Here is a 24,133-nt window from a genome sequence, read left to right as displayed (position 1 = left end):
GGCCGCGCTGGTCAACCATGCGTAGTGTTTTGCCGCGAGCCGGCCGGCACGACGCCGACGCCGTCACGATCCCTCGAAGCGAGGTCCCCCATGACGAACATGATGAAGGCTGCGGTCGCGCATGAGTTCGGCAAGCCGCTGACGATCGAGCATCTGCCGGTGCCCGAGCCTGGCCCGGATCAGATCCTCGTCCGCCTCGCCGCGACGGGCGTCTGTCATACCGATCTCCACGCCATCAAGGGCGACTGGCCGGTGAAGCCGAAGCCGCCCTTCATTCCCGGCCATGAGGGCGTCGGCACGGTCGTCGCGCTCGGCCGCAATGTGAAGCGCGTCAAGGAAGGCGATCGCGTCGGCGTGCCGTGGCTGCACACCGCCTGCGGCTACTGCCCCTATTGCCGCACCGGCTGGGAGACACTGTGCGGTTCGCAGCAGAACACCGGCTATTCCGTCAACGGCTCCTTCGCCGAATATGCCCTCGCCGATCCCAATTTCGTCGGCCGCCTGCCCGATACGCTGGAATGGGGCCCGGCCGCGCCGGTGCTCTGCGCCGGCGTCACCGTCTACAAGGGGCTCAAGGAAACCGAGGTGAAACCCGGCGAATGGGTCGCGATCTCGGGCATTGGCGGGCTCGGCCACATGGCGGTCCAATATGCCAAGGCCATGGGCATGCATGTCGCCGCGATCGATGTGCATCCGGACAAGCTGAAGCTCGCCCGCAGCCTCGGCGCCGAGATCGCCGTCAACGCGCGGGAGGAGGATCCCGTCGCCGCACTCCAGAAGGCGGTCGGCGGCGTGCACGGCGTGCTTGTCACCGCCGTCTCGCCCAAGGCGTTCGAGCAGGCCTTCGGCGTGTTGCGCGCGCATGGCACCATGGCGCTGGTCGGCCTGCCGCCGGGACAGTTCGCCATGCCGATCTTCGATACGGTCCTGAAGCGGATCACGGTGCGCGGCTCGATCGTCGGTACGCGACAGGATCTCGAAGAGGCGCTCGACTTTGCCGGCGACGGGGCGGTCAAGGCGCATTTCTCGTGGGACAAGCTCGAGAACATCAATGCTATCTTCGACACCATGGAAAAGGGTGGCATTGACGGCCGCATCGTGCTGAACCTCAACTAGGCGCGTCGGCGGCGGTCCAGGCCGCCGCCTTCCCTGAAATGACGGCGCGGGCGACCGGCGCTGTACGGACGCACGAGGCTCCATGGCGGCGATCAACCGAAGAGGCCTGCTCATCGGAGCCGGCGCTGCCGTCGTGGCCGCGGGCGGTGCCGGCACCTTCGTCTGGCGACGGGAGGCGGGGTCGATGGCCGACTACGATGCCTATGCGGCGGAACTCCGCTCGGGTCTCCCGACCAATCCGGACCTGACCGAACTCGTGCGCCACGCCACGCTGGCGGCCAACGGCCATAATACGCAGCCCTGGCGCTTCCGCGTCAGTGACACCCGCATCGACATCCTGCCGGACTGGGAACGGCGCACGCCGGTGGTCGATCCGGACGACCACCACCTCTTCGTCAGCCTCGGCTGCGCGGCCGAGAACCTCGCGATTGCCGCGCGAGCCGGCGGGCGGAGCTGCGAGAGCCTCCAGCCTGCGGACGGCGCCGCGCTCGCCTTCTCGCTCGCCCCATCGCGGCCCATCGACGATCCGCTCTTCCCGGCCATCGCCCGCCGGCAATCGTCGCGCACGCTCTATGACGGGCGGCCCGTGCCGCCGGCCGAACTCGATCTGTTGGCGAAGGCCGCCGAAGAAGAGGGCGTCGCGCTCGTGCTTCTCACCGAACGCAGCCGGATCGACGCCGTGCGCGACCTGATCGTCTCCGGCAATGATATCCAGATGCGCGACCCGGCCTTCATGGCGGAGCTGAAGCAGTGGCTCCGCTTCAGCGCGTGGAGCGCCATGACCACGGGCGACGGGCTCTTCGCCCCCGCATCGGGCAACCCGCTCATGCCGGATGCGATCGGGCGGATCGCCTTCGACCTCTTCGTCACCGCAAAGGGCGAAAGCGCGAAGGCGGCGCGGCAGGTCGATTCCTCCGCCGGGCTCGCGGTGTTCGTTGGCGATGCGGCCGATCCCGAACACTGGATGAAGGTGGGGCGTGCCTGCCAGCGCTTTGCGCTGCAGGCGACCGTGCTTGGATTGCGGCTCGCCTTCCTGAACCAGCCGGTCGAGGTGGCGAGCCTCAGGCCGCAGCTCGCCGCGCTCGTCGGCATGCCCGACAAGCGGCCGGACCTCGTGCTGCGCTTCGGCTATGGACCGACGCTGCCCTATTCGCCGCGCCGGCCCGTCTCGGCGACGCTCGCCTGAAGCCGCCTCAAACCCAGCCGCCGTCGACGATGAAGCTCTGCGACGTGCAATGCCGGCTGTCGTCGGCGGCGAGGAACAGCGCCATGCGGGCAATATCCTCCGGGACCAGCTTGTCGGGCAGGCACTGACGCTCGGCGATCCGCTGTTCGCCGGCTTCGTCGAGCCAGAGGCGGATCTGCCGCTCGGTCATGACCCAGCCTGGCACGAGACAATTGACGCGGATGCGGTCCGGCCCGAACTCGCGCGCCAGCGCCCGCGTCAGGCCATAGACGGCCGCCTTGGCCGCGACATAGGCCACCATCTCCGCCGCCGCCATCTGCACGACGACCGAGCCCAGATTGATGATCGAGCCGCCGCCCGCGCGCGCCATGCCCGGGCGGACGGCCTGCGCCGCGAAAAACTGGGGACGCAGGTTGATCGCCATGCGGTTGTCCCAGTAAGCGGTGTCGACCTCGTCCACTCTGTGGCGATCGTCATTCGCCGCATTGTTCACGAGAACGTCGATATGCCCGCTCTCCGCCTCGAATGCATGGATCGCCGCCTTCAGCCCGTCCACGTCGGTCACGTCGCAGGGCAGGAAGCGGGCCGCGCCGCCGAGCCGGGCCGCGAGCGCCGTCCCCGCGCCGGCATCGATGTCGAGAAAGCCGACGCGTGCGCCCTGGTCGGCGAAATGCTCGACCATGGACGCGCCGATACCGGTGGCCCCACCCGTGATCAAAACGGCCTTGCCGGCGAGGCTCGGATAGCGGGCGAAGGCAGTAGACGCGTCGGGCATGATCGGGACCGTGTTCGATTCTGGTTCCATTTAACGATATATGATAAGTTACGATTGGTCGAGGCTGGAAGGGCACGATGAACGAGAGGCCGCGCGGCAGACGCGCCACCATCAAGGACGTGGCCAAGGCGGCCGGCGTCTCGGCCATGACGGTCTCGAACGTCCTGAACGGGCGGATGCAGTTCGTCTCGGTCGCGACCAAGAAGCGGGTCGAGCGCGAGATCGAGCGGCTCGGCTACCGGCGCCAGGCCAATGCGCGCAATCTGCGCGTCGCCGAGCAGCGCTCGATCGGCATGGTGATCGTCGACGAGCAGCCCGCCTTCCTCGCCGATTTCTTCACCTGCCAGGTGGTCGCCGGCCTCGCCAATGTGCTGAACGGCGCCGATTTCACGCTGACGGTCCAGGGCATGCCCGGCGCGGCGCTGGCGCAATCGATGATCATGCGCAATTTCGAGGTCGGCGGCTTCTGCGCCATGATCTCGGGCGCGGCGGAGGCGCGGCGCGAATCCGTCCAGCAACTGCTCGAACTTGACCAGCCGGTCGTTCTGTTCCAGGAGAAGATGGAGCTTCCCGGCGCGGATTTCTGCGTGGTTCGCCAGGATGATCGCGGCGCCGGCCGGCTGGTCGGCGACCATTTGCTAGCGCGGCGCGTCGGCGATTTCCTGGCCGTCGTCCCCGCACAGCACTGGCCGGCCATCGAGGAGCGCCTTGGCGGGATCGGCGAGAGCATTGCCGCGGCCGGCGGCGAGGCGCGGCTGACGGTGATCGAATCGGCGAGCGAGAGCTTCGCCGATGTTCAGGACGCGGTGGCGCGCCACCTCGCCCACGCCCCCCTCCCCGGCGCGATCATCGGCGGCAATGACCCGATCGCCACGGCTGCGATGCTCTATCTCTTCGATCACGACATCCGCGTTCCGGAGGATGTCCGCGTCGTCGGCTTCAACGGCTTCGAGGCGCATCGCTATGCCCGCCCGCGGCTGACGACCGTGGTCTCCTCCGCCTATGCGCTCGGCGAACAAGCCGGGCGCGCCATGCTGAAGCGGCTCGAGACCGGCGCGTTCGAGCGCCCGGAATTCGTCCTCCCCGTCCACTTCGACGCCGGCGCCACCACCTGAATCCTGCGCGGGACTGAAGAACCCCGCTTGTCGGTTTTCAAATTTAACGTTACATGTTTTTGCCACCACGGAGGAACGAATGGCCGACCCGGACGAGCCCGAGAACAAGACCAGTGCGTCCGGGGCTGCCCGCACGCTGCGCAGCGGCGAATGGTTCGCCCGCGAGGGCAAATACGGCTTCATTCCGCGCAGCTGGATGAAGAGCCAAGGCTTCTCGGCCGAGCTGTTCGACGGCCGCCCCGTGATCGGCATCTGCAATACCTGGTCGCAGCTGACCAACTGCAACCGCCACCTGCGCGACCTCGCCGAGGACGTGAAGCGCGGCGTGCTGATGGCCGGCGGCTTCCCGCTCGAGTTCCCGGTGACCAGCCTCGGCGAGCCGCTGATGCGGCCGACGACGATGATGTTCCGCAATCTCGTCGCCATGGATGTCGAGGAGACGATCCGCGCCAATCCGATCGACGGTGTCGTGCTGCTCGCCGGCTGCGACAAGACCACGCCGGCGCTGCTGATGGGCGCGGCCAGCTGCGACGTGCCGTCGATTCTCGTCTCCGGCGGCCCGATGCTGAACGGACGCTACCAGGGCCGCGAGCTCGGCTCGGGCACGGACGTGTTCCGCCTCGACGAGGCCTATCGCACCGGCAAGATGTCCAAGGCCGATCTCGATGCCGCCGAGGCGGCGATGAGCCGTTCGGCGGGCTCCTGCATGACGATGGGCACCGCCTCGACCATGGCGCTGCTCAGCGAGGCGCTCGGCATCGGCCTGCCGATGAACGGCACCATCCCCGCGCCCGACAGCCGCCGTGCCGTGCTGGCCGAGGAAGCGGGCAAGCGCATCGTGACGCTGGTGCGCGAGGATATCCGCATCTCGAAGATCCTGACCCGCGCCGCCTTCGAGAATGCGGTGAAGGTCGCCGGTGCGATCGGCGGATCGACCAATGCCGTCGTCCATCTGCTGGCGCTGGCCGGCCGGCTCGGCGTTCCGTTCACGCTCAATGACTGGGACGAACTCGGCCGCGACGTGCCCTGCCTCGTCGATCTGAAGCCCTCCGGGCGCTTCCTGATGGAAGAGTTCTTCGATGCCGGCGGCCTGCCGGTCGTCATGCGGCGCATAGCCGAGAAACTGAACCTCGACGCCCCCGCCGTCGAGGGCGGCACGATCGGCGCGCGCATCGCCAATGCGACGAGCTGGAACGACGAGGTCATCCGCCCGGTCGACAATCCGCTGACGCGCGAGGGCGGGCTCGTGGTGCTGCGCGGCAATCTCGCGCCCGACGGCGCCATCCTGAAGCCCTCGGCCGCCTCGCCCAAGCTGATGCAGCATCGTGGCCGCGCCATGGTCTTCAAGGATGCCGAGGATCTGCGCAACCGGATCGACGATCCGGATCTCGATGTCGACGCCGACAGCGTGCTCGTGCTGCAGAATGCCGGCCCGCGCGGCTATCCGGGCATGCCGGAAGTCGGGACCATGGCGCTGCCGAAGAAGCTGCTCAAGCAGGGCGTCACCGACATGGTCCGCGTCTCCGATGCGCGCATGAGCGGCACGGCTTTCGGCACGGTCGTGCTGCATGTCGCGCCGGAATCGGCGCTCGGCGGACCGCTCGCCCTGGTGCAGACCGGGGATATGATCGTCCTCGACACGAAGGCGCGGCGCATCGACGTCGAGATCGACGCCGAGGAGATGGAACGCCGTCGCGCCGCCTTCGTGCCACCGGCCCCGCATTACGAGCGCGGCTACGGCAAGCTCTTCATCGACCATGTGCAGCAGGCCGACAAGGGCGTCGATTTCGACTTCCTCGTCGGTGGCAGCGGCACGCCCCCCTCCAAGGTTTCCTTCTGAAGCGAGGCACAATTGTCCGGAACCCCATTCAGGTCGCGCCAGAACCCGCCCCTGCCCGAACGTTGGGACGAGCTGTTCTCGGCCGTGCTCTCCGATGCGCTCGACGCCATCGGCATCACCAACCAGGCGATGGCGCCCGGCATCCGCCCGCTCGACGATACGCTCAAGATGTGCGGCCGGGCGCGGACGGGCATGTATATGGAGGTCTGCTATCTCGAGGAGGGCGTGAACCCCTATGAGCTCGAGATCGCGATCGTCGACGATCTGAAGCCCGGCGACATTGCCGTCTTCGCCTGCGGCGGCTCCCCGCGCATCGCGCCCTGGGGCTCACTGCTCTCCACGGCGACGGTGGCCCGCGGCGCGGCGGGCTGCGTCACCGACGGCTTCGTGCGCGACATCATCGAGATCCGCCGGCTGAAGCTGCCCGTCTTCCATGGCGGCATCGCGCCGCTCGATTCCAAGGGCCGCGGCCAGATCCAGGCCGTTGACGTGCCGGTGATCTGCGGCGGCGTGCGCGTCGCGCCGGGAGACCTCGTCTTCGGCGATGCGGACGGCGTCGTCGTCGTGCCGCAGGCGGTCGAGGCCGAGGTGCTCAAGGCGGCCTTCGACAAGATCGACGGTGAGCACCATTCGATGAACGAGCTCAGGGCCGGCGGCTTCCTGCGGGATGTCTACGCAAAATACGGGGTGCTGTGATGGCGCATGCGGACAAGTCGGCGCCATCGAACCCCGTCGCGGCCTTCTTCAAGATCGAGGGCACGGCGATCGCCCTCGTCTTCGCGCTGCTCGTCATTCTGTTCATGCTCACGGCGCCGCGCGCCTTTCTCGGCTACCGCGTCTATATGAGCTTCATGGCCAATGTGCCGCCGCCAATGATCATCGCGCTCGGCCTGACGCTGGTCGTCGTGGCGGGCGAGATGGACCTCTCCTTCCCCTCGGTCGTCGCCTTCGCCAGCTACGTCTTCTGCATCCTCTACCAAGACTATAACTGGACCTGGCTGGCGCTGATCGCCGCGCTCGCCACCGGCACGGTGATGGGCTTCATCAACGGGCTGGTCGTGACCAAGCTCGGCATCCCATCGCTGATCGCGACATTGGCCATGCTCTTCCTATGGGGCGGGCTTCTCACAGTGATCTCGAACGGCGCCTCGCTCGCCATACCCCAGATCGTCGGCGACCCGATCCAGGTCGTCTTCGCCGGACGGCTCGGGCCGCTGCCGGTGCAGTTCTTCTGGGCGCTCGGCGTCGCCGTGCTGGTCTGGATGATCTTGAACCGCCACCGCTTCGGCGAAAGCCTGCTCTTCATCGGCGACAGCCTGAAGGTCGCCAAGGTCGTGGGCATCCCGATCGAGCGCGAGAAGATCAAGCTCTTCACGCTGATGGGCCTGCTCTCCGCCTTTGCCGGCGTGCTGCTGACGCTGGAGACCACCACCTACTTCGCCCAGGCCGGCATGGGCTACCTGCTCATCGTCGTCGCCGCCGTGTTCATCGGCGGAACCTCGATCTTCGGCGGCTCCGGCAAGATCGTCGGCACCGTCTTCGGCTCGCTGATCGTCGCCATCATCGAGGCCGGCCTCGTCGCCTCCGGCGTCGCCGGCTTCTGGACACGCTTCTACATCGGGCTCGTCTTCATCGTGTCCGTGACCATGAACGCAGCCATAGAGGATCCCGACAAGGTCCCGCTGCTGAAAGATCTTCGCGCCCGCGTGAAGAGATACTGACCAGGGAAAGGATAAGGGAACAGAACCATGCGCAATCTCATGAAGGGGCTTGCCGGCCTCGCACTTTCGGCCTTCCTCGTCGCGCCGCTCGCGGCCCCGGCGCAGGCCCAGGAGGCCGCCGATTCCGGCCTCACCATGTATTTCCAGATGGGCGGCAATCCCGGCGACACCGCCACGCTCGCCCGTGAACTCGGCGCCCGCGAGGCGGCCCGCATCCTCAAGGTCAACCTGATCGAGCAGCATTCGGGCTGGGATCCGCAGAAGATGCTCGTCCAGGCCAGCGAGGCGCTCGCCGCCGCGCCCGACGCAATCGCCATCATGGGCCATCCCGGCGTCGCCGCGATGACCCCCTTCCTGAACAAGGCCAAGGAAGAAGGCGTCGTCGTCGTCCTGACCGACACCAACCTGCCCGGCACGGGCCTCAACTATTTCGGCGCCGATTCCTACGGCGCCGGCCGCAACCTCGCCGACCTCGCCGTCAAGGACGGCAAGCTGAAGGCCGGTGACAAGGTGCTCGTCTATGGCGCCTTCATCGAGGGCGCTGCTGGCGCGATCACCGCCAAGGGCACCGTCGACTATCTCAAGGAGAACGGCCTCGGCGTCGAGACGCTGCAGTGGACGCAGGAAGCCGTGCTCGACCCCTCGCTCTCGGTTCCGGTGCTCGTCGCCTATCTCGAGTCGAACCCCGACACCAAGGCGATCCTGGTTCCCGGCCATGGCGGCGTCACCGCCGTGCTCGCCAAGGTGCTGAAGGACGCCGGCAAGAAGCCGGGCGAGGTCACCGCTGCCGGCTTCGACATCTCCTCCGCCTCGATCCAGGGCGTCAAGGACGGCTACATCACCGCCGTGCTCGACCAGCAGCCCTATCTCCAGGGCTTCTACGGCGTGCTCTCGGCCGTCCTGCAGAAGAAGTACGGCCTCGGCAACACGCAGATGTTCACCAGCACCGGCTCGATGACGAAGGACAACGTCGAGCTGCTCGAGGCGCTGGTCAAGACCGGCATCCGCTGACGCAACCGGGTGGCGCGCCTCGCCGCGCCACCCTCTCTCCCCCTCGAGGCCACGAAGCGGACCGCGCCCATGAGCAGCCAAGCGACGAGCAACCAAGCGACGCCTTCCACTCCCATCGTCCGGCTCGAGAACGTCGGCAAGCAATATGGCAAGGTCGTCAGTCTGAAGAACGTCACGCTCGAGATCGGCTCGAACGAGATCGTCGGGCTGATCGGCGACAATGGCGCCGGCAAGTCGACGCTCATCAAGGTTCTGACCGGCGTGGAGCCGCCGTCGAGCGGCACGCTCTATGTCCGCGGCCAGAAGATCGACGCCGCGTCCTATACGGTGAAGGAAGCGCACAAGCTGCGCATCGAGACCGTCTATCAGGATTCCTCGCTCGGCGAGAAGCAGCCGCTCTGGCGCAATTTCTTCGTCGGGCGTCCGTTGACCAACCGCCTCGGCTTCATCGACGTGAAGGCCGAGAAGCGTGTCGCCGACCAGATCATGCGCTCCACGATCGGCTTTCGCGGCGTCGGCATCAGCGTCGACACGCCGGTCAGCCGCCTCTCGGGTGGCGAGCGCCAGGGCGTCGCGATCGGCCGCGCCATGCATTTCGACAGCGACCTGATCGTGCTCGACGAACCGACCGTGGCGCTGGCGCTGAAGGAAGTGCAGAAGGTCCTCGACTTCATCCGCTCGATCAAGGCGGGCGGTCGCTCCTGCATCTATATCGAACACAACATCCATCACGTGCACGAGGTCTGCGACCGCCTGGTGGTCATGGACCGCGGCGAGGTCGCGCTCGACGCGCCGACTTCCAGCATGACCTATATCGAGCTCACCGATTTCCTGATGTCGCTGCATTCCCGCCGCCCGGCGGCCGGCGCATCGCACTAGAGCTCCTTGTTCTTCCGCATTTTCTGCACGCGAACCGGTACCGACCTCGCCCGAAAATGCTCCAGCCAGCCGAGATGACGCCATGACCGCCCGCGCCTATTGCGACTGCCACGTCAACATCTGGAACGACGAGCACGTCCTTCCGCTCTACACCCAGCAGCTCGCCCGCGTGCGCGCCGGCGCCATGGCGCCGAAGGCGGACGCCGACACGCTCTATGCCGAGATGGCGCATGTCGAGAAGGCGATCGTCTTCGCGCTGCGCTATGGCGACTCCATCGGCATCGAGAGCGACGACGAGACGACGGCCGCGGCGGTCGCCAAATACCCCGACAAGTTCGTCGGCTTCGCCTATGTCGATCCGCGCCGCGCCGACTGCATGGACATGCTCGTCCACGCGATCGAGGATCTGAAGCTGAAGGGCGTCAAGTTCGGCCCGATCTATAACGGCGTCTCGCTGGCGGATCCGCGCCTCGTGCCGGTCTACGAATATCTGCAGAAGAACAACATCCCGCTGACCATGCATATGGGCACGACCTTCGCCCGCAACGCACCGGTCGATTTTGGCCGGGCGATCCATGTCGAGCCGGTCGCGCTGCGCTATCCCGACCTCGTCATGGTGCTCGCCCATATGGGCCATCCCTGGTACGGCGACTGCATCGCCGTGTCGCGCAAGCAGCCGAACGTCTTCTGCGAGATCTCCGCGCTGTCCTATCGCCCCTGGCAGTATTACAACATCCTGATCGAGGCGCAGGAATACAAGATCACCGACAAGATCTTCTTCGGCACCGATTTCCCCTTTGCCCGCGTCGACGAATCCGTCGACGGACTGCTCACCATCAACGACCAGCTCGAAGGCACGAAGCTGCCGCGCGTCTCGCAAGAGACGATGGAGCGGATCATCTGGTCCAACCCGTTCGAGCATTGGTGGCACGGCGACAATCCGCTGGCCTGACGCATCGAAACAACCGGACGACAAGAGGGGAGGACCGCCATGCCCGTGCGCGCCTATTGCGACTGCCACGTCAACATCTTCCGCGACGAGGACGTGCTGCCGCTCTACGAGACGCAGATATCGCGCGTGCGCCCGAGCGGCGGCATGGCGCCGAAGGGCGATGCCGATACGCTCTATGCCGAGATGGCCAATGTCGAGAAGGCGATCATCTTCGCCAACCGCTATGCGGACTCGGTCGGCATCGCCAGCGATGACGAGCTGACGGCGGCGGCGGTCGCGAAATATCCCGACAAGTTCGTCGGCTTCGCCGCGATCGACCCGCGCATGCCGGACTGCATGGACCTGCTGGTGCATGCGATCGAGGATCTGAAGCTGAAGGGCGTCAAGTTCGGCCCGATCTATAATGGCGTCGCGCTTTCAGATCCGCGCCTCGTGCCGGTCTATGAGTATCTGCAGAAGAACAACATCCCGCTGACCATGCATATGGGCACGACCTATGCCCGCAATGCGCCAATCGACATGGGGCGCTCGCTGCATGTCGAGCCGATCGCGCTCCAATATCCCGATCTCGTCATGGTGCTCGCCCATATGGGCCACCCCTGGTACGATGACTGCATCGTCGTCAGCCGCAAGCAGCCCAATGTCTTCTGCGAGATCTCGGCGCTGTTCTACCGGCCCTGGCAATATTACAACATCCTGATCGCGGCCCAGGAATACAAGATCACGGACAAGATCTTCTGGGGCACGGACTTCCCGGCCGCGCGCGTCGATGAATCCGTCGACGGGCTGCTCACCATCAACGAGCAGGTCGAGGGCACCAAGCTGCCGCGCGTCTCGGACGAGACGATGCAGCGGATCATCTGGTCCAACCCGTTCGAACATTGGTGGCACGGCGACAATCCGCTCCAGGGCTGAGCCGCTCCTCCCGCTCCGGCCCCATGCAAGGCCGCCTGGCAACGCCTCGGCGCGCCGGGCGGCCTTCTGCATTTTGCAGATGACGGACGAGGCGGCTCAGACCGCCTCGTAGCTCGCCAGCAGGTCGGCGAGCTCGGGGATCGTCGCGATGCCGGCCATGTCAACGCGGCCGACGATGCGGCCATGCGAGAGCACCACGACATCGTCGGCGACGTCGAAGATCTCCTGCACTTCCGTGCAGAATACGACCACCGCCCTGCCCTGTGCCGCGAAATCGCGCAGCAGCTCGTAGATGTCCGCCTTGCTCGAAATGTCGACGCCGCGCGTCGGCTCCTCGATCACGATGATGTCGGTGCCCTGCTCCATCGCAGCGCCGAGAACCACCTTCTGCTGGTTGCCGCCGCTGAGCGAGGTGATCGGCGCATGCGATCCGCCGGTCTTGACGCGGTAGCGCTTGATGGCCCGTGCCGCCAGCGCATCGATCTTCGCGGGATCGATGAAAGGCGGCAGGCGGCCGAGGCTGCGACCGGCAAGTCGCGAGGCGAGATTGTCGCCGACGCTCAGGTTTCGGAAGACGGTGTCACGGCGGCTGGCCGCAAGATAGGCGACGCTCGCCTGGTCGAGCGTGGTGAAGGTCTGGCCGCTCCGATCCCGGAACGGACGGAAAGCGCCCATGGCCTGCGCCAGTTCGCGCGCCCCGGAGCCCTCGACGCCGGAGAGCGCCAGCACGCGGCCCGGCGCGAGATCGAGCGAGATGTCGCGGAACGCGCCGAAACGGTCCGAACAGGACTGAAGCTTCAGCAGCGGGGCGCCGTCGGCCTTCGGCGCGGTCCGCGCGGAGGCGGGAAGCGCCTCGCGCTCGGCCGTCTCGGCCGGCGTCAACTGCGCCGCGATCGAGGTCTCGCTGATCTCGGCGCCACGGATCTCGCAGCGTATGCGGCCGTCGCGGAGCACGAGGATCCGCTGGCAGCAGCGGACGAAATCATTGAGGCGGTGCGTGATCAGCAGCACGATCTTGCCGCTTCCCGCCAGCTCCGCCATCGTCGCGAATAGCGCCTCGGACTCCTCCTCGGTGAGCGCCGAATTCGGCTCGTCGAAGAGATAGACGTCGGCGTCGCTGAGCATGGCGCGCGCGATCTCGACGCGCTGCTGCACGGCGAGCGACAGATCGGCGAGTTCGTGATGGGCGAAGCCGGCGATGCCGAGCCGCTCCAGCACGGCCTTGGCCGAGACGGGCTCCGGCGTGATGTCGCCGAACCAGCGCCCCTCGCGTCCGACGGCGAGGTTCTGCTCGACGGTCATATTGGGCCAGATATGCGGCTCCTGATGCACCACGGCGACGCGGCGCCAGACCTCGTCGACCACGGTGTCGCCGCGGGTCAGGGTGATCTCGCCGCTATCCGCCGTTTCCTCGCCGGCGAGCATGCGGGTCAGCGTGCTCTTACCGGCGCCGTTCGGACCGGCGATGCCGACGATCTCGCCCGACGCGATGTCGAGGTCGAGGCCGTCCAGCGCCCGCGTCGCGCCATAGCGCTTGGTGATGGCCTTGCCGGAGAGCCGGATCATGCCGCCTCTCCGCTGCGCGCCGCCCGCTGGCCGGCCGAACGGATCAGCTTCTGCGACACGAGGTCGAGCCAGACCGCGGCGATCGTGACGAGGCCGATGAAGAGGAGCTGGACAAAGGAGCCGACGCCGAGCAGCGCGAGGCCATTGTTCAGCATGGCGAGGAGCACGACGCCGAGCAGCGTGCCGACGATCGTCCCGCGGCCGCCGTTCAGACTGGCGCCGCCGATGACCACGGCCGCGATGACCTGGAAGGAGAGCGCGCTCGACTGGGTCGGGCCGACGGAGCCGACATAGGAGAAATCGAGGATTCCGGCGATGCCCGCCATCAGGCTCGAGAGCAGGAAGACGGCGTATTTGTACTTCTTCAGCGGCAGGCGGGCGACGCGTGCCGCCTCGGGATTGCCGCCCATCGCCAGCAGGCGGAAGCCGAACACGGTCCGGTGGCGGAGGATCCAGAACAGGATAAAGGCCGCGACCAGCCAGAGCGTCTCGACCGGGATGTCGAATCGCATCAGCGCACCGCCGAGGCCGTGGAAGAAATCGAGCTCCCACTCCGGCGGCAGCGGGTCGTTATAGGCCGGCGTGAACGTCGTCGCATTGCCGATCAGCAGCGACGTCCCGTCCGCGACATTCATGATGCCGAGCGTCGTAATGAAGGATGGCAGGCCGGCCCGCACGGTCAGGAACCCGTTGATGCCGCCCGCGACGAGCGCCATCGCGAGGCCCGCGGCCAGCGCAACCAGCAGCGGCACGGTGAAGGGCAGGCTGCCGCCGCCAAGCCACAGCGTCGCGGTAACCGTCGCGGCGAGGCCGTAGACCGCGCCGACCGAGAGGTCGATCTCGCCGAGCAGGATGACGAGCATCTGTGCGCAGGCGACCATGCCGAGCGCGACCATGGAACGAACCAGCGTCAGCAGGTTCTCCGGGCTCAGGAAGGCGGGCCGCTGCGACTGGACGATGACGGCGATCAGGACGATCGCGAGCGCCAGGCCAAGTGTTCGGAGGCTGTTGAGCACCCGCTGATTGCCGAGGAGGGAGGAGGAAGACTGGGCCATGGAAGCTCCGGACAGCGACCGAAAGGAAAGGCGCGGAGGGCTTGCACGCTCCGCGCCAGTTTAGGTTCGGTAGTTCTTAGTTCGACGCGGCCTTGAGGCGCGCACGCGCCGCATCGACGTCGATCTGGGCGTCGCCGCCCTTCTGCGTGATCACGATCGGACGCAGATACTGGAGCGGATCGGCCGGGGTCTCACCGGTGGTCAGGTACTTGGCGCACTGCTCGACCGGCGCCTGGGCCTGGTTGTCGAAGCCCTGGTCGATCGTGACCAGCGTCGTGCCGGCGCCGACCGAATCGAGGATCGCGCCGCTGACGTTGAAGCCGGAGGTGAACACCTTGCCGCCGAGCTTCAGGTTGCGGATCACGTTGCCGACGCCTTCGACGCCCTGGTCGGTGTGGAAGAACAGCGTCACTTCCGGATGGGCGGTGAGGAACGGCGTCACGCTGTTCAGCACTTCCTGCGTGGTGAAGTTCTTGCCCGTCGGGATGCCGCTCTTCGCGTCGTTGAAGAACTTCGCATCCGGGAAGACCGACTTGTAGCCCTTGATGAAGCCTTCCATGCGCGCCTGCGCCCAGGGCTGGTCGGGCGCGCCGCTGCCGAGCGCGATCTCCTTCACGTCGATGCCCTGCGCCTTGACCAGCTTGGCGGTCTCTTCGCCGTTGATCGTGCCCGCCTGCACTTCATTCAGGGCGTAGAAGGCGAAACGCTTGGCCTTCGGCGCGTCGATGTTGAGCGTGAAGACCGGAATGCCGGCCGCCGCATACTTGTTGATGATGGCGGTGAACTGGTTCGGCAGCGGCGGCTGCAGCGCGAGGCAGTCGACCTGGCCCGAGTTCAGCAGCGTCTCGAGCTCGGCGAGCTGCTGCGTCGTGTCGGGATTGACCGGACCGACCATGCGGCAATCGGCGGGCAGCATCGTGTTGGCGGTCTCGCAGCCCTTGGCCGTGCCCATGCGCATTTCGGCGCCCTGGATCGGCAGGCCGGTGCCCTCGATTCCGACCACGATATTGGCCTTCTCGCCCTTGGCGAGCTTCTCGACGATGCGCGGCGCGAGCTTGAACTCTCCCCAGGGCATCGTGTGGGTCTTGGCCGAATCCGGGACCGTGACGCCGGCGGCATGGGCGGACAGCACCGCACCCGAAAGGCTCGCGACCACGGCAAGGCCGGTCATGGCGAGCAGTCGACTCCGAAGGAAGGACATGGCAGCTCCGTTCTCGTCTGGATTTTGTTCTGCTATACAGAACTATGTTTTGTACAATTGAACTCTATCGGACGATGACGCCGTGTCAATACGGGGCCGTGCCCGATCTTCGGGCGGCAGCCGACGCGCGAATGCGCAGCCGCCGCCACCCGAAGGCGGGCCGGATTTTTTTCGAAGTCTTGCGGAAAAGAAGGCTCAGGCGAGCGGGGGAAGCGCCGAATGGGCGGGGCCGCCGAGGAGATGGCTGATCCGATCGGCAAAGGCGCGCACGACCGCACCGAGATGATGGAGGTCCGTGTCGCTGCGCTCGAGCCGCATGCTCGTCACGCTGATCGCGGCCACGGCTGCACCGCTGCGATCGAACACGGCCGAGCCGACGCAGACGACGCCGAGATTGTCCTCTTCATTGTCGAACGAATAGCCGCGGCGGGCGACCTCGCGCAGATCCGCCAGCAGCGTCTCGGGCGAGGTGAGCGTATGCTCGGTGCGCTTCGGCATGCCGAGCCGGGCCAGAATGGCAAGAATCTGCGGTTCGGGAAGGCGGCAGAGCAGCGACTTGCCGACGGAGGAGCAATGCGGCAGTTCCCGCCGGCCGAGCGATGCGGTCATGCGGAACGGACCCGGCGCGTCGACACGCCCGATGGCGACCGCATAGCCGTCGTCGAGCACGGCGAGGCGCGAAGTCAGCTGCGTCGCATCGGTGAGCTGCTGCAGGATCGGCGTCGCGACCTGGGTGATTCCCATTTCAGCGACAGCGAGATCACCGAGATGGACCAGCGCCAGGCCAAGCCGGTAGAGCCGTGCGCCGCCGATCCGCACATCCGAGACGAAGCCGCGCGCCACCATGGTTTGCAGCAGGGTGAAGGCGGTCGAGCGCGAGACGCCGATCGCCTCGGCGATCTCGCCGACGCCCATGCCCTTGCCGCTATTGGCGCCGAGCGCCTGGAGCACGTCGAGCGCGCGCCCGACGCTGCGCAGCGGATAGCGATCCTCAGCCGCCGCCGGCTTGCCCTCGGCCTTGTCCACTGCCTGCTTCATCATCCGCACTCCAGCTGCCCCGCGCGAACGCGAATGCTCATCGATACTCGCCGGCAGCCGTGGTTGACAACGCCTACCACCTGTCCTAACGATTTGTATAACAGAACATTGTTCTGTATAGCCGAACAATAGCATCAGTCAAAGCGCGGGCAAGATGGCCGAGAAGAAAAAGCCGGGATCGGCGGCGTGGTTCGGCGGCATCCGCAAGGATACGCTCCCCGGTCAAAGGCTCGTCTGGCGTCGCACCCGGTTGGTATCGGGGAGCCGCAATGCTCCCGGAGGATCGGTGTCCGGCCCGCATCACGGCCTCGCCTTCGTCCCGTCTGCCCGTCCGTCCCTCGCGGCTATCCCGCGCCTCGCCTCCTGATCCGTACCGCGCGCCGCAGCATCCCATTCCCTTGGAGACATTCATGCGTCTTGTGCAATTCAAGAGCCGTACCGGCGAGCGCAAGGTCGGCGTCGCAGCGCCCGGCGGCGCCAGCCTGTCGCCGCTGACCCGTTCGACCTCGGTCTATGAACTCGCGACCCGCGCGATCGAGGCCGGGCAGTCGCTGGCCGCGATTGTCGATGCCGAGCCGCGCGACGGCCATGCGTCCTATGACGAGATCATCGCCGAAGGCCGCCTGCTGCCGGCGCTCGACCATCCCGAGCCCAACCGTTTCTGGATCACCGGCACGGGCCTGACCCACATCGGCAGCGCCGATGCGCGCGACAAGATGCACGAGATCGCCCACGGCGCCGACGCCGAGATGACCGACTCGATGAAGATCTTCCGCATGGGCCTCGAAGGCGGCAAGCCGGCGGAAGGCGAAGTCGGCGTGCAACCGGAATGGTTCTTCAAAGGCCTCGGCACCTCCGTCGTCGCGCCCGAGGCGGACCTGCCGATGCCGGCCTTCGCGCTTGCCGGCGGCGAGGAAGCCGAGATCGTCGGGCTGTACCTGATCGGCCCCGACGGCAATCCCTGGCGGCTCGGCTTCGCGCTCGGCAATGAATTCTCCGACCAGGTGACCGAGGCGCTCAACTATCTCTACCTCGCCCATTCCAAGCTGCGCGCCTGCTCGATCGGGCCGGAGCTTCTGGTCGGCGACCTGCCCGAGGATACGCGCGGCACCATCCGCGTCATCCGCGACGGTGCGCCGATCTGGGAGGGCGAATTCCTGAGCGGCGAGAAGAACATGTCGCACTCGGTGCGCAATCTCGAGCACTATCATTTCCGCTACGACATCTTCCGCCGTCCCGGCGACCTGCACGCCTATTTCTTCGGCGCGCCGCTTCTGTCCTGCGCCAATGGCGTGACGACCCAGTCGGGCGACCAGTTCGAAATCGACGTGCCGGATTTCGGCCGGCCGCTGCGCAATCGTATGGTGGCGGTGCCCGACAAGACTTTCGTGGTGCGCCCGCTCTAGGCCGCCGTTCCATTGCGGCCTCCGGCCGACCCTGACCCCTCTATTCGGAGCCGAGCCATGGGCCTTCGCTTCGCCGTCGACACCGGCGGCACCTTCACCGATCTGATGGTCGCAGACGAGGCCGGTGTCCTGTCGATGCACAAGGCATCGACGACGCCGTCCGATCCGGTCGCGGGCGTCATCGACAGCCTCCGCATCGCCGCCGAGGCCGTCGGCGAGCCGCTGGCCGACTATCTCGGCCGCGGCGACATCCTCGTCCATGGCACGACGCACGCGATCAACGCGATCGTGACCGGCTCGACGGCCAAGACCGCCTTTCTGACCACCAAGGGCCATCCCGATACGCTGGTGTTCCGCGAAGGCGGCCGCATCGAGCCGTTCAATTTCACCGTTCCCTATACCGAGCCCTATGTGCCGCGGGCGCTCACCTTCGAGGTGCCGGAGCGCATCGCTGTCAGCGGCGCGGTCAAGACGCCGCTCGACCAGGACGCCGTCATCGAGATCCTGCGTCAGGTCAAGGCGGCCGGCGTCGAGGCGATCGGCGTCTGCTTCCTGTGGTCGGTGGTGAATCCCGAGCACGAGCTCGCCGTCGGCGCGCTGATCGAAGAGGTCCTGCCCGGCGTTCCCTATACGCTGTCGCACCGGATCAACCCGTCGATCCGCGAATATCGCCGCGCCTCCTCGACCTGCATCGACGCCTCGCTGAAGCCTGTCATGGGCGCCTATATGCGCGGCCTCGAACAGCGGCTGCGCGATGCCGGCTTCAAGGGCCGCGTCCTCGTCGTCACCTCGCAGGGCGGCGTCATGGATGCGGCGCGCGTCGCCGAGGCGCCGGTGCACCTGATCAATTCCGGCCCGAGCATGGCGCCTGTCGCCGCGCGCGCCTATGGCGCCGGAGATGCCGCCGAGACGCTCATCGTCGGCGATACGGGCGGCACCACCTTCGACGTCTCGCTGGTCCGCCGTGGCCGTATCCCGCGCACCCGCGAGACCTGGCTCGGCCAGCCCTTCCGCAGCCACATGACCGGCATGCCCTCCGTCGATGTGAAGAGCATCGGCGCCGGCGGCGGCTCGATCGCCTGGGTCGATGCCGGCGGCCTGCTGCATGTCGGGCCGAAGAGCGCCGGCGCGGTTCCCGGTCCCGTCTGCTATGGCCGCGGCGGCACTCGCCCGACGCTCACCGACGCCTCCGTCGCGCTCGGCTTCATCGACGCCAAATTCTTCCTCGGCGGCCGCATGGCGCTCGACAAGGACGGCGCGCTCGACGCGATCCGCCGCGATGTCGCCGAGCCGCTCGGGAAGAGCGTGGACGAGGCCGCCGAGTCGATCGTGACGCTCGCGACCGAGCACATGGTCCAGGCGATCATGGACATCACGGTCAACCAGGGCATCGACCCGACGCAGGCGACTTTCGTGGCCGGCGGCGGCGCCGCGGGGATCAACTGCGTCGCCATCGCGCGCCGCCTCGGCTGCAAGCGCGTGCTCGTCACCGAAGCCGGCGCCGCGCTGGCGGCCTCCGGCGCGCTGATCTCGGACCTCACCACGCATCAGCAGGCGATGTTCCACACGCGCAGCGACGCGTTCGATCGCGACGGCGTCAACGCCGTCCTCGCCACTCTGAAGGCCGGCTGCGAAGCCTTCGCGGCTGGACCTGGCGCGGGCGCGACATCGGTCTCGATCGAATGGTCGACCGAGGCGCGCTACACCGATCAGGCCTGGGAAATCGAAGTGCCGCTGCACACAGAGGCCTTCACCAGTCCGGCCGATATCGCGGCGCTGGTCGGCGACTTCCATCGCATGCACCAGGACATCTTCGCCGTCAGCGACGACAAGGCGGAGATCGAGACCGTGAGCTGGAACGCCGAGGTGCGCTGCCGCATCGCGCCCGACGAGCCCGGACGCCTCGCCGCCGATACGCGTCCGGCCCGCCTGCCGTCGCGGCCGGTGCGCTTCCTGGGCACGGACTGGGTCGAGGCCGATGTCTGGCGGCTCGAGGCGATCCCGGAGGGCCAGATGCTGACCGGCCCGGCGATCGTCGAATCCGATTTCACCTCGATCGTCGTCGATCCGGGCTGCAAGGCCTGGCGCGATGCTTCCGGCAACCTCGTCATCGAAGTCTGAGGAGAGCGAGCCATGACGAACAAGACGACCATGGACGGATCGACCCTCGCGGTGCTCACGGCCCGCTTCGAGGGCATCGCCCGCAAGATGGCGAACACGCTGCATCGCACGGGCCGCTCCGGCATCCTGACGATCGCGCGCGATTTCTCCTGCGTGGTGCTGACCGCCAAGCATGAATTGCTCGCGACGGCGGAGAGCCTGCCGAACCACGTGCTGCGCGGCCCCGACATCATGTCGCGCACCATGACCGACAACCATCCGGTGCTGAAGCGCGGCGACGCCTTCCTGCACAATTCGCCCTATCACGGCTGCACGCATCCGGCGGATCACTCGATCCTCGTGCCGATCATCGACGACGAGGGCGTGCACCGCTTCACCGTGCTCGCCAAGGCGCACCAGGCCGATTGCGGCAACTCGCTGCCGACGACCTATATGGGCGCCGCCGTCGACGTCTATAACGAGGGCGCGCTGATCTTCCCGGCCGTGAAGATCCAGAACGACTACCAGCACGTGATGGACATCATCCGCATGTGCCAGATGCGCATCCGTGTTCCGGACCAGTGGTGGGGCGACTATCTGGCGACGCTGGGCGCCGCCCGCGTCGGCGAGCGCGAGATCCTGGCGCTCGGCAAGGAGATCGGCTGGGACCGGCTGGAGGACTACACCGGCCAGTGGTTCGACTATTCCGAGCGGCGGATGATCGAGGTGATCCGCGCTTTGCCCAAGGGCAAGGTTACCCGCACCTCGACGCATGACGCCTTCCCCGGCACCCCGGCCGAGGGCGTCACGATCAAGGCGACCGTCGAGGTGAAGCCCGAGGAGGCCCTGATCGAGGTCGACATGACCGACAATCCGGATTCGATGCCGAACGGGCTCAACCTCTCCGAGGCCTGCGCGCTGTCGACGCCGATGATCGGCATCTTCAATTCGATCGACCATACGGTGCCGAAGAACGAGGGCAGCTTCCGCCGCATCAAGATCCATCTGCGCGACGGCTGCATCGTCGGCCGGCCGAAGCACCCGACCTCCTGCTCGGTCGCGACCACCAATATCGCCGACCGTGTCGCCAATCCGGTGCAGGCGGCGATGGCGGAGCTCGCCGACGGTCTCGGCCAGGCCGAGACGGGCGCGCTGATCCCGCCCTCCTGCGGCGTCGTCTCGGGCGTCCATGACGGCAAGCCGTTCGTCAACGAGGTCTATCTGGGCTGCACCGGCGGCGCCGGCACGCCCTGGACCGATGGCTGGCTCACCATCCTGCATGTCGGCAATGCGGGCATGTGCTACCAGGACTCGATCGAGATCGACGAATTGCGCCATCCGATCTTCGTGCATCAGCGCCGCCTCATCCCCGATTCCGAAGGCGCAGGCCGCTTCCGCGGCGCGCTCGGCGCCTATTCCGAATTCGCGCCCGTCGATTGCGCGATGACCGTTGCCTATGTCAGCGACGGCAACATCAACCCGGCGCTCGGCACGCGTGGTGGTCTTGCCGGCGCGCCGTCTGCCCAGTTCCGCCGCCATGCCGACGGCTCGCTGGAGCCGGTGCCGGCCTGCGCCGAAGTGGTGATCGCCGCCGATGAGCGGATGGTCTCGATCTCCGGCGGCGGCGGCGGCTACGGCCATCCGTTCGAACGCGCGCCGGCTCGCGTGCTGCATGATGTGCGCGAGGGCTGGATCAGCCGCGAGCGGGCCGAGAGCGTTTATGGCGTTGCGATCGACGCCGAGGGCGCGATCGATGCCGCCAAGACCGCGAAGCTGCGTGAGGCGCTGCCGGCAACGGCCTGATCTCGGCGGCGCGTCAGTTCCTCCGCACCGACCGGCCCCACGCCGCGGAGCGAGGTCAGGCCGCCCGACAAGGGCCGCATCCGCGAGGGTGCGGCCCTTAGCTCTTTCGGCTCCCGGCACTGGCGCGCGCCACCTGCCCGACGAGCATCAACTTCCGCATCGCCATCTTTTCAGCCGCGACGAGATCGTCTACCTCTCATAGTATTATAATAATTGGCCGCAGACCGACAAAGCGCGGCCATGCTGCGTGAGGAAGCGCCTTGTCTCTGGAAACCATCGATGGCGCGCGCGTCGCGACGCGCGATCTGAAACCCTTTGTCGAAGCCGTCTTTCGCGCGGCCGGCGCCGACGCGGCGAGCGCGGAGGCGGTCTCGACCGCCGTCGTCGACGCCTCGTCTCGCGCCTTCGACACCCACGGCGTGCGCCTCGTGCCTTTCTATATGAGGGGCCTCGAAGGCGGGCGCATCAACCGCGCGCCGCGGCTCACGGTCGAACGCAAGGCGCCGGCGGTGCTGCATATCGATGCCGATGACGGCTTCGGACATCTGGCGAGCTATCGCGCCATTGCCGAGGCCTCGAAGGTCGCCGCCGAGACCGGCGTCGCGGTGGCGACCGTCGGACGCTCGTCGCATCACGGCGCGACCGGCTGCTATACACGCCTGGCGGCGCTCGATGGCTTCGCGGCGCTCGGCATGACCCATGCCGACAGCGCGGTGATCCCTTTCGGCGGCACATCGGCCTTCTTCGGCACCAACCCGATTTCCTTCGCCGTGCCGGCGCCGGGTGAGGATCCGCTGCTGCTCGACATGGCGACCAGCGCGATCCCGTTCAACCGCGTGGAGCTCAGACGCGCCACCGGCACGCCACTGCCGCCCGAGATCGCGGTGGACCGGACGGGCGCCTTCACCACCGACGCCAACGCCGCCGTCGCGGTCGGCCCGGTCGGCGGCGCCACCTTCGGCTACAAGGGCAGCGGCCTCGCCGCCATGGTCGACCTGCTTTGCTCAGCCTTCACTGGCATGGGCCATGGCCGCACGCTCTCGGCCTTTGGCGGCCCGGACTGGTCGAAGCCGATCCCGATCGGCCATTTCTTCGTCGTGCTGTCCCCTGCCCTGTTCCAGACGCTCTCGGCCTTCGATGCGCGGATCGGCAGCTTCCTCGCCGATCTCCGCGCCCAGCCGGCAAAGGGCGACATGGCCGTGCAGGCGCCGGGCGATCTCGAAAAGGCCGAGGCAAAGCGGCGGGTGAGCACCGGCGTGCCGATCGACCGCGTCACCTGGGCCGCCTTCGAGGGCTATGCGGAACGGCTCGGCGTGCCGCTGCCGCCGCGCCTCGCCTGAACGAGAAAAGGCCGCCGGATGCGCCGGCGGCCTTCTTCCTTGCGGACTGCCGAAATCAGGACGCGCGGCGGACCGGCGCCGGCTGCTTCAGGAACTGCCGGTTCACGCAATTGGTGAGACGGCCCTCGTTCAGATAGGCGACGATCACCTCGACGGCCTTGCGCTGCATGTCCTTGATCGCATCGGGGCTGTAGAACGCCGCATGCGGAGAGAGGACGAGGCGGCCGCGCAGCCAGTCTTCGCCGGCCGCGAACGCCTTGATCAGCGGATGATCGGGATCGGCGGGCTCGCGCGGCAGCACGTCGAGGCCGGCACCGGCGACCTTGCCCGACTTGAGCGCCTCGGCGAGCGCGTCGAGATCGACGATCGGACCGCGCGCCGTATTGACCAGGATCAGCCCGGGCTTGGCAGCGGCGAAGGCCGCGGCGCCGACGAAGCCGCGCGTCTCGTCGTTGAGCGGCGTATGCACGCTGACGATATCGCTGATCTCCATGAGCTTGGCGAGGCTCGTCACGCGGTCATAGCCGACCGAGAGCTCGGTGCCATTGGGCAGATAGGGATCGAAGAACACCACTTTCATGTCGAAGGCGGCGGCCCGGCGAGCGGCGGCGAGCCCGATGCGGCCGAGGCCGATGACGCCGAAGGTCGCGCCCTTGTGCCGGCGGATGAGCGGCGCGTGGGCAAAGCCCCAGTTGGCGACGGGATCCGCCCGCAGCACCTCGGTATAGGTCGAGGTGCCGCGCGTCAGCGCCAGCATCAGCGCGATCGCATGATCGGCAACCTCGGTCGTGCCGTAATCGGGCACGTTGCAGACCGGCACGCCGCGCGCGCCCCAGCCCTCGAGATCCAGATTGTCGTAGCCGACACCCTCGCGCACGACGATACGGACATTCTCGAAATCATCGAGGTCGGCAGGGACCAGATGGGTCGCCGAGCAATTGATCAGCGCGTCGGCGGCGCGGCTGCGTTCACGGGCGATGCGATAGGCCGGATCGGTCGGTATCGGGTCGATGTCGAAGCTCGCCACGCCGCCGAACAGCGTCTCCAGTTCCTCGTTCGCCGGCGGATACCAATTGACCTTGAAAATGCGCATAATGCTCCTGCCATTCCTCGC

20 protein-coding genes are annotated in these 24,133 nt (G+C 67.2%); 14 read left to right on the top strand and 6 right to left on the bottom strand.

The features are described 5' to 3' along the window. The first annotated feature begins 90 nt into the window (after positions 1 to 90). Both adhP and GGR25_RS06340 read left to right on the top strand, forming a co-directional pair. Positions 91 to 1,116 (top strand): alcohol dehydrogenase AdhP, encoded by a 1,026-nt coding sequence (adhP, locus tag GGR25_RS06345; protein WP_183397922.1) that lies wholly within the window; start codon positions 91 to 93, stop codon positions 1,114 to 1,116. Between the two features lie 82 nt (positions 1,117 to 1,198). After that, on the top strand, positions 1,199 to 2,302 hold the full coding sequence (locus GGR25_RS06340) for an Acg family FMN-binding oxidoreductase (RefSeq protein ID WP_210299837.1): 1,104 nt from the start codon (positions 1,199 to 1,201) through the stop codon (positions 2,300 to 2,302). Between the two features lie 7 nt (positions 2,303 to 2,309). Here the strand turns inward: GGR25_RS06340 and GGR25_RS06335 are convergent, their stop codons facing one another. Beyond that, the gene (locus GGR25_RS06335; protein WP_246409316.1) at positions 2,310 to 3,107 is read right to left on the bottom strand and encodes an SDR family NAD(P)-dependent oxidoreductase; all 798 of its coding nucleotides are present in this window, start codon (positions 3,105 to 3,107) and stop codon (positions 2,310 to 2,312) included. A 47-nt stretch (positions 3,108 to 3,154) separates the two neighbouring features. On the opposite strand from GGR25_RS06335, the gene GGR25_RS06330 reads away from it, so the two are divergent. The 8 genes from GGR25_RS06330 to GGR25_RS06295 all read left to right on the top strand — a co-directional run bounded on the left by GGR25_RS06330 (position 3,155) and on the right by GGR25_RS06295 (position 11,510). Continuing rightward, complete coding sequence (locus GGR25_RS06330; protein ID WP_183397920.1) at positions 3,155 to 4,192, top strand: LacI family DNA-binding transcriptional regulator; 1,038 nt, start codon at positions 3,155 to 3,157, stop codon at positions 4,190 to 4,192. A 79-nt stretch (positions 4,193 to 4,271) separates the two neighbouring features. After that, on the top strand, positions 4,272 to 6,032 hold the full coding sequence (locus GGR25_RS06325) for an IlvD/Edd family dehydratase (RefSeq protein ID WP_183397919.1): 1,761 nt from the start codon (positions 4,272 to 4,274) through the stop codon (positions 6,030 to 6,032). A 12-nt stretch (positions 6,033 to 6,044) separates the two neighbouring features. Beyond that, entirely contained in the window at positions 6,045 to 6,728 is a 684-nt protein-coding gene (locus tag GGR25_RS06320; protein WP_246409315.1) for an RraA family protein, read from the top strand. Beyond that, entirely contained in the window at positions 6,728 to 7,753 is a 1,026-nt protein-coding gene (locus GGR25_RS06315; protein WP_183397918.1) for an ABC transporter permease, read from the top strand. Before GGR25_RS06320 ends, GGR25_RS06315 begins: the two co-directional genes overlap by 1 nt. Positions 7,754 to 7,780: 27 nt before the next feature. Then, positions 7,781 to 8,764 (top strand): substrate-binding domain-containing protein, encoded by a 984-nt coding sequence (locus GGR25_RS06310; protein ID WP_183397917.1) that lies wholly within the window; start codon positions 7,781 to 7,783, stop codon positions 8,762 to 8,764. Positions 8,765 to 8,833: 69 nt separating this feature from the next. Continuing rightward, entirely contained in the window at positions 8,834 to 9,643 is an 810-nt protein-coding gene (locus GGR25_RS06305) for an ATP-binding cassette domain-containing protein (protein ID WP_183397916.1), read from the top strand. Between the two features lie 82 nt (positions 9,644 to 9,725). Then, on the top strand, positions 9,726 to 10,595 hold the full coding sequence (locus GGR25_RS06300) for an amidohydrolase family protein (protein ID WP_183397915.1): 870 nt from the start codon (positions 9,726 to 9,728) through the stop codon (positions 10,593 to 10,595). 39 nt (positions 10,596 to 10,634) lie between these two features. Beyond that, positions 10,635 to 11,510 carry an amidohydrolase family protein gene (locus tag GGR25_RS06295; protein WP_183397914.1) on the top strand — a complete coding sequence of 292 codons (876 nt, stop codon included), beginning with the start codon at positions 10,635 to 10,637 and terminating at the stop codon, positions 11,508 to 11,510. Between the two features lie 96 nt (positions 11,511 to 11,606). On the opposite strand, the gene GGR25_RS06290 is transcribed toward GGR25_RS06295, so the two are convergent. From GGR25_RS06290 to GGR25_RS06275, 4 genes are all read right to left on the bottom strand, one after another. After that, positions 11,607 to 13,076 carry an ATP-binding cassette domain-containing protein gene (locus GGR25_RS06290; RefSeq protein WP_183397913.1) on the bottom strand — a complete coding sequence of 490 codons (1,470 nt, stop codon included), beginning with the start codon at positions 13,074 to 13,076 and terminating at the stop codon, positions 11,607 to 11,609. Beyond that, positions 13,073 to 14,131: an ABC transporter permease gene (locus tag GGR25_RS06285; protein WP_183397912.1), complete on the bottom strand. Its 1,059-nt coding sequence runs from the start codon at positions 14,129 to 14,131 to the stop codon at positions 13,073 to 13,075. Before GGR25_RS06285 ends, GGR25_RS06290 begins: the two co-directional genes overlap by 4 nt. Positions 14,132 to 14,207: 76 nt before the next feature. Further along, complete coding sequence (locus GGR25_RS06280; protein WP_246409313.1) at positions 14,208 to 15,332, bottom strand: substrate-binding domain-containing protein; 1,125 nt, start codon at positions 15,330 to 15,332, stop codon at positions 14,208 to 14,210. Between the two features lie 195 nt (positions 15,333 to 15,527). Beyond that, entirely contained in the window at positions 15,528 to 16,370 is an 843-nt protein-coding gene (locus GGR25_RS06275; protein ID WP_210299836.1) for an IclR family transcriptional regulator, read from the bottom strand. 410 nt (positions 16,371 to 16,780) lie between these two features. Between GGR25_RS06275 and araD1 the strand changes: the two genes are divergently transcribed. The 4 genes from araD1 (at position 16,781) to GGR25_RS06255 (ending at position 23,019) form a co-directional block, all read left to right on the top strand. Then, positions 16,781 to 17,776, top strand: coding sequence for an AraD1 family protein (araD1, locus tag GGR25_RS06270; RefSeq protein WP_183397910.1), 996 nt, complete (start codon positions 16,781 to 16,783; stop codon positions 17,774 to 17,776). A 57-nt stretch (positions 17,777 to 17,833) separates the two neighbouring features. Beyond that, positions 17,834 to 19,897 (top strand): hydantoinase/oxoprolinase family protein, encoded by a 2,064-nt coding sequence (locus tag GGR25_RS06265; RefSeq protein WP_183397909.1) that lies wholly within the window; start codon positions 17,834 to 17,836, stop codon positions 19,895 to 19,897. Positions 19,898 to 19,909: 12 nt separating this feature from the next. Beyond that, a complete protein-coding gene (locus GGR25_RS06260) occupies positions 19,910 to 21,679 on the top strand; it encodes a hydantoinase B/oxoprolinase family protein (protein WP_183397908.1) in 1,770 nt (589 codons plus the stop codon). A 260-nt stretch (positions 21,680 to 21,939) separates the two neighbouring features. Further along, a complete protein-coding gene (locus tag GGR25_RS06255; RefSeq protein ID WP_183397907.1) occupies positions 21,940 to 23,019 on the top strand; it encodes an Ldh family oxidoreductase in 1,080 nt (359 codons plus the stop codon). Between the two features lie 55 nt (positions 23,020 to 23,074). Here the strand turns inward: GGR25_RS06255 and GGR25_RS06250 are convergent, their stop codons facing one another. After that, positions 23,075 to 24,112, bottom strand: coding sequence for a C-terminal binding protein (locus GGR25_RS06250; RefSeq protein ID WP_183397906.1), 1,038 nt, complete (start codon positions 24,110 to 24,112; stop codon positions 23,075 to 23,077). Positions 24,113 to 24,133 lie beyond the last annotated feature (21 nt).

It is taken from the genome of Kaistia hirudinis, from assembly GCF_014196455.1.
Lineage (GTDB): Bacteria > Pseudomonadota > Alphaproteobacteria > Rhizobiales > Kaistiaceae > Kaistia > Kaistia hirudinis.
The sequence above is the reverse complement of the archived record's forward strand: the minus strand, read 5'-3'. Positions and strand labels throughout refer to the sequence as shown.

Coding starts and splice junctions, on each gene's coding strand:
- adhP (WP_183397922.1), top strand. CDS start 91: ATGACGAACATGATGAAGGCTGCGGTCGCGCATGAGTTCGGCAAGCCG.
- GGR25_RS06340 (WP_210299837.1), top strand. CDS start 1,199: ATGGCGGCGATCAACCGAAGAGGCCTGCTCATCGGAGCCGGCGCTGCC.
- GGR25_RS06335 (WP_246409316.1), bottom strand. CDS start 3,107: ATGGAACCAGAATCGAACACGGTCCCGATCATGCCCGACGCGTCTACT.
- GGR25_RS06330 (WP_183397920.1), top strand. CDS start 3,155: ATGAACGAGAGGCCGCGCGGCAGACGCGCCACCATCAAGGACGTGGCC.
- GGR25_RS06325 (WP_183397919.1), top strand. CDS start 4,272: ATGGCCGACCCGGACGAGCCCGAGAACAAGACCAGTGCGTCCGGGGCT.
- GGR25_RS06315 (WP_183397918.1), top strand. CDS start 6,728: ATGGCGCATGCGGACAAGTCGGCGCCATCGAACCCCGTCGCGGCCTTC.
- GGR25_RS06310 (WP_183397917.1), top strand. CDS start 7,781: ATGCGCAATCTCATGAAGGGGCTTGCCGGCCTCGCACTTTCGGCCTTC.
- GGR25_RS06305 (WP_183397916.1), top strand. CDS start 8,834: ATGAGCAGCCAAGCGACGAGCAACCAAGCGACGCCTTCCACTCCCATC.
- GGR25_RS06300 (WP_183397915.1), top strand. CDS start 9,726: ATGACCGCCCGCGCCTATTGCGACTGCCACGTCAACATCTGGAACGAC.
- GGR25_RS06295 (WP_183397914.1), top strand. CDS start 10,635: ATGCCCGTGCGCGCCTATTGCGACTGCCACGTCAACATCTTCCGCGAC.
- GGR25_RS06290 (WP_183397913.1), bottom strand. CDS start 13,076: ATGATCCGGCTCTCCGGCAAGGCCATCACCAAGCGCTATGGCGCGACG.
- GGR25_RS06285 (WP_183397912.1), bottom strand. CDS start 14,131: ATGGCCCAGTCTTCCTCCTCCCTCCTCGGCAATCAGCGGGTGCTCAAC.
- GGR25_RS06280 (WP_246409313.1), bottom strand. CDS start 15,332: ATGTCCTTCCTTCGGAGTCGACTGCTCGCCATGACCGGCCTTGCCGTG.
- GGR25_RS06275 (WP_210299836.1), bottom strand. CDS start 16,370: ATGAAGCAGGCAGTGGACAAGGCCGAGGGCAAGCCGGCGGCGGCTGAG.
- araD1 (WP_183397910.1), top strand. CDS start 16,781: ATGCGTCTTGTGCAATTCAAGAGCCGTACCGGCGAGCGCAAGGTCGGC.
- GGR25_RS06265 (WP_183397909.1), top strand. CDS start 17,834: ATGGGCCTTCGCTTCGCCGTCGACACCGGCGGCACCTTCACCGATCTG.
- GGR25_RS06260 (WP_183397908.1), top strand. CDS start 19,910: ATGACGAACAAGACGACCATGGACGGATCGACCCTCGCGGTGCTCACG.
- GGR25_RS06250 (WP_183397906.1), bottom strand. CDS start 24,112: ATGCGCATTTTCAAGGTCAATTGGTATCCGCCGGCGAACGAGGAACTG.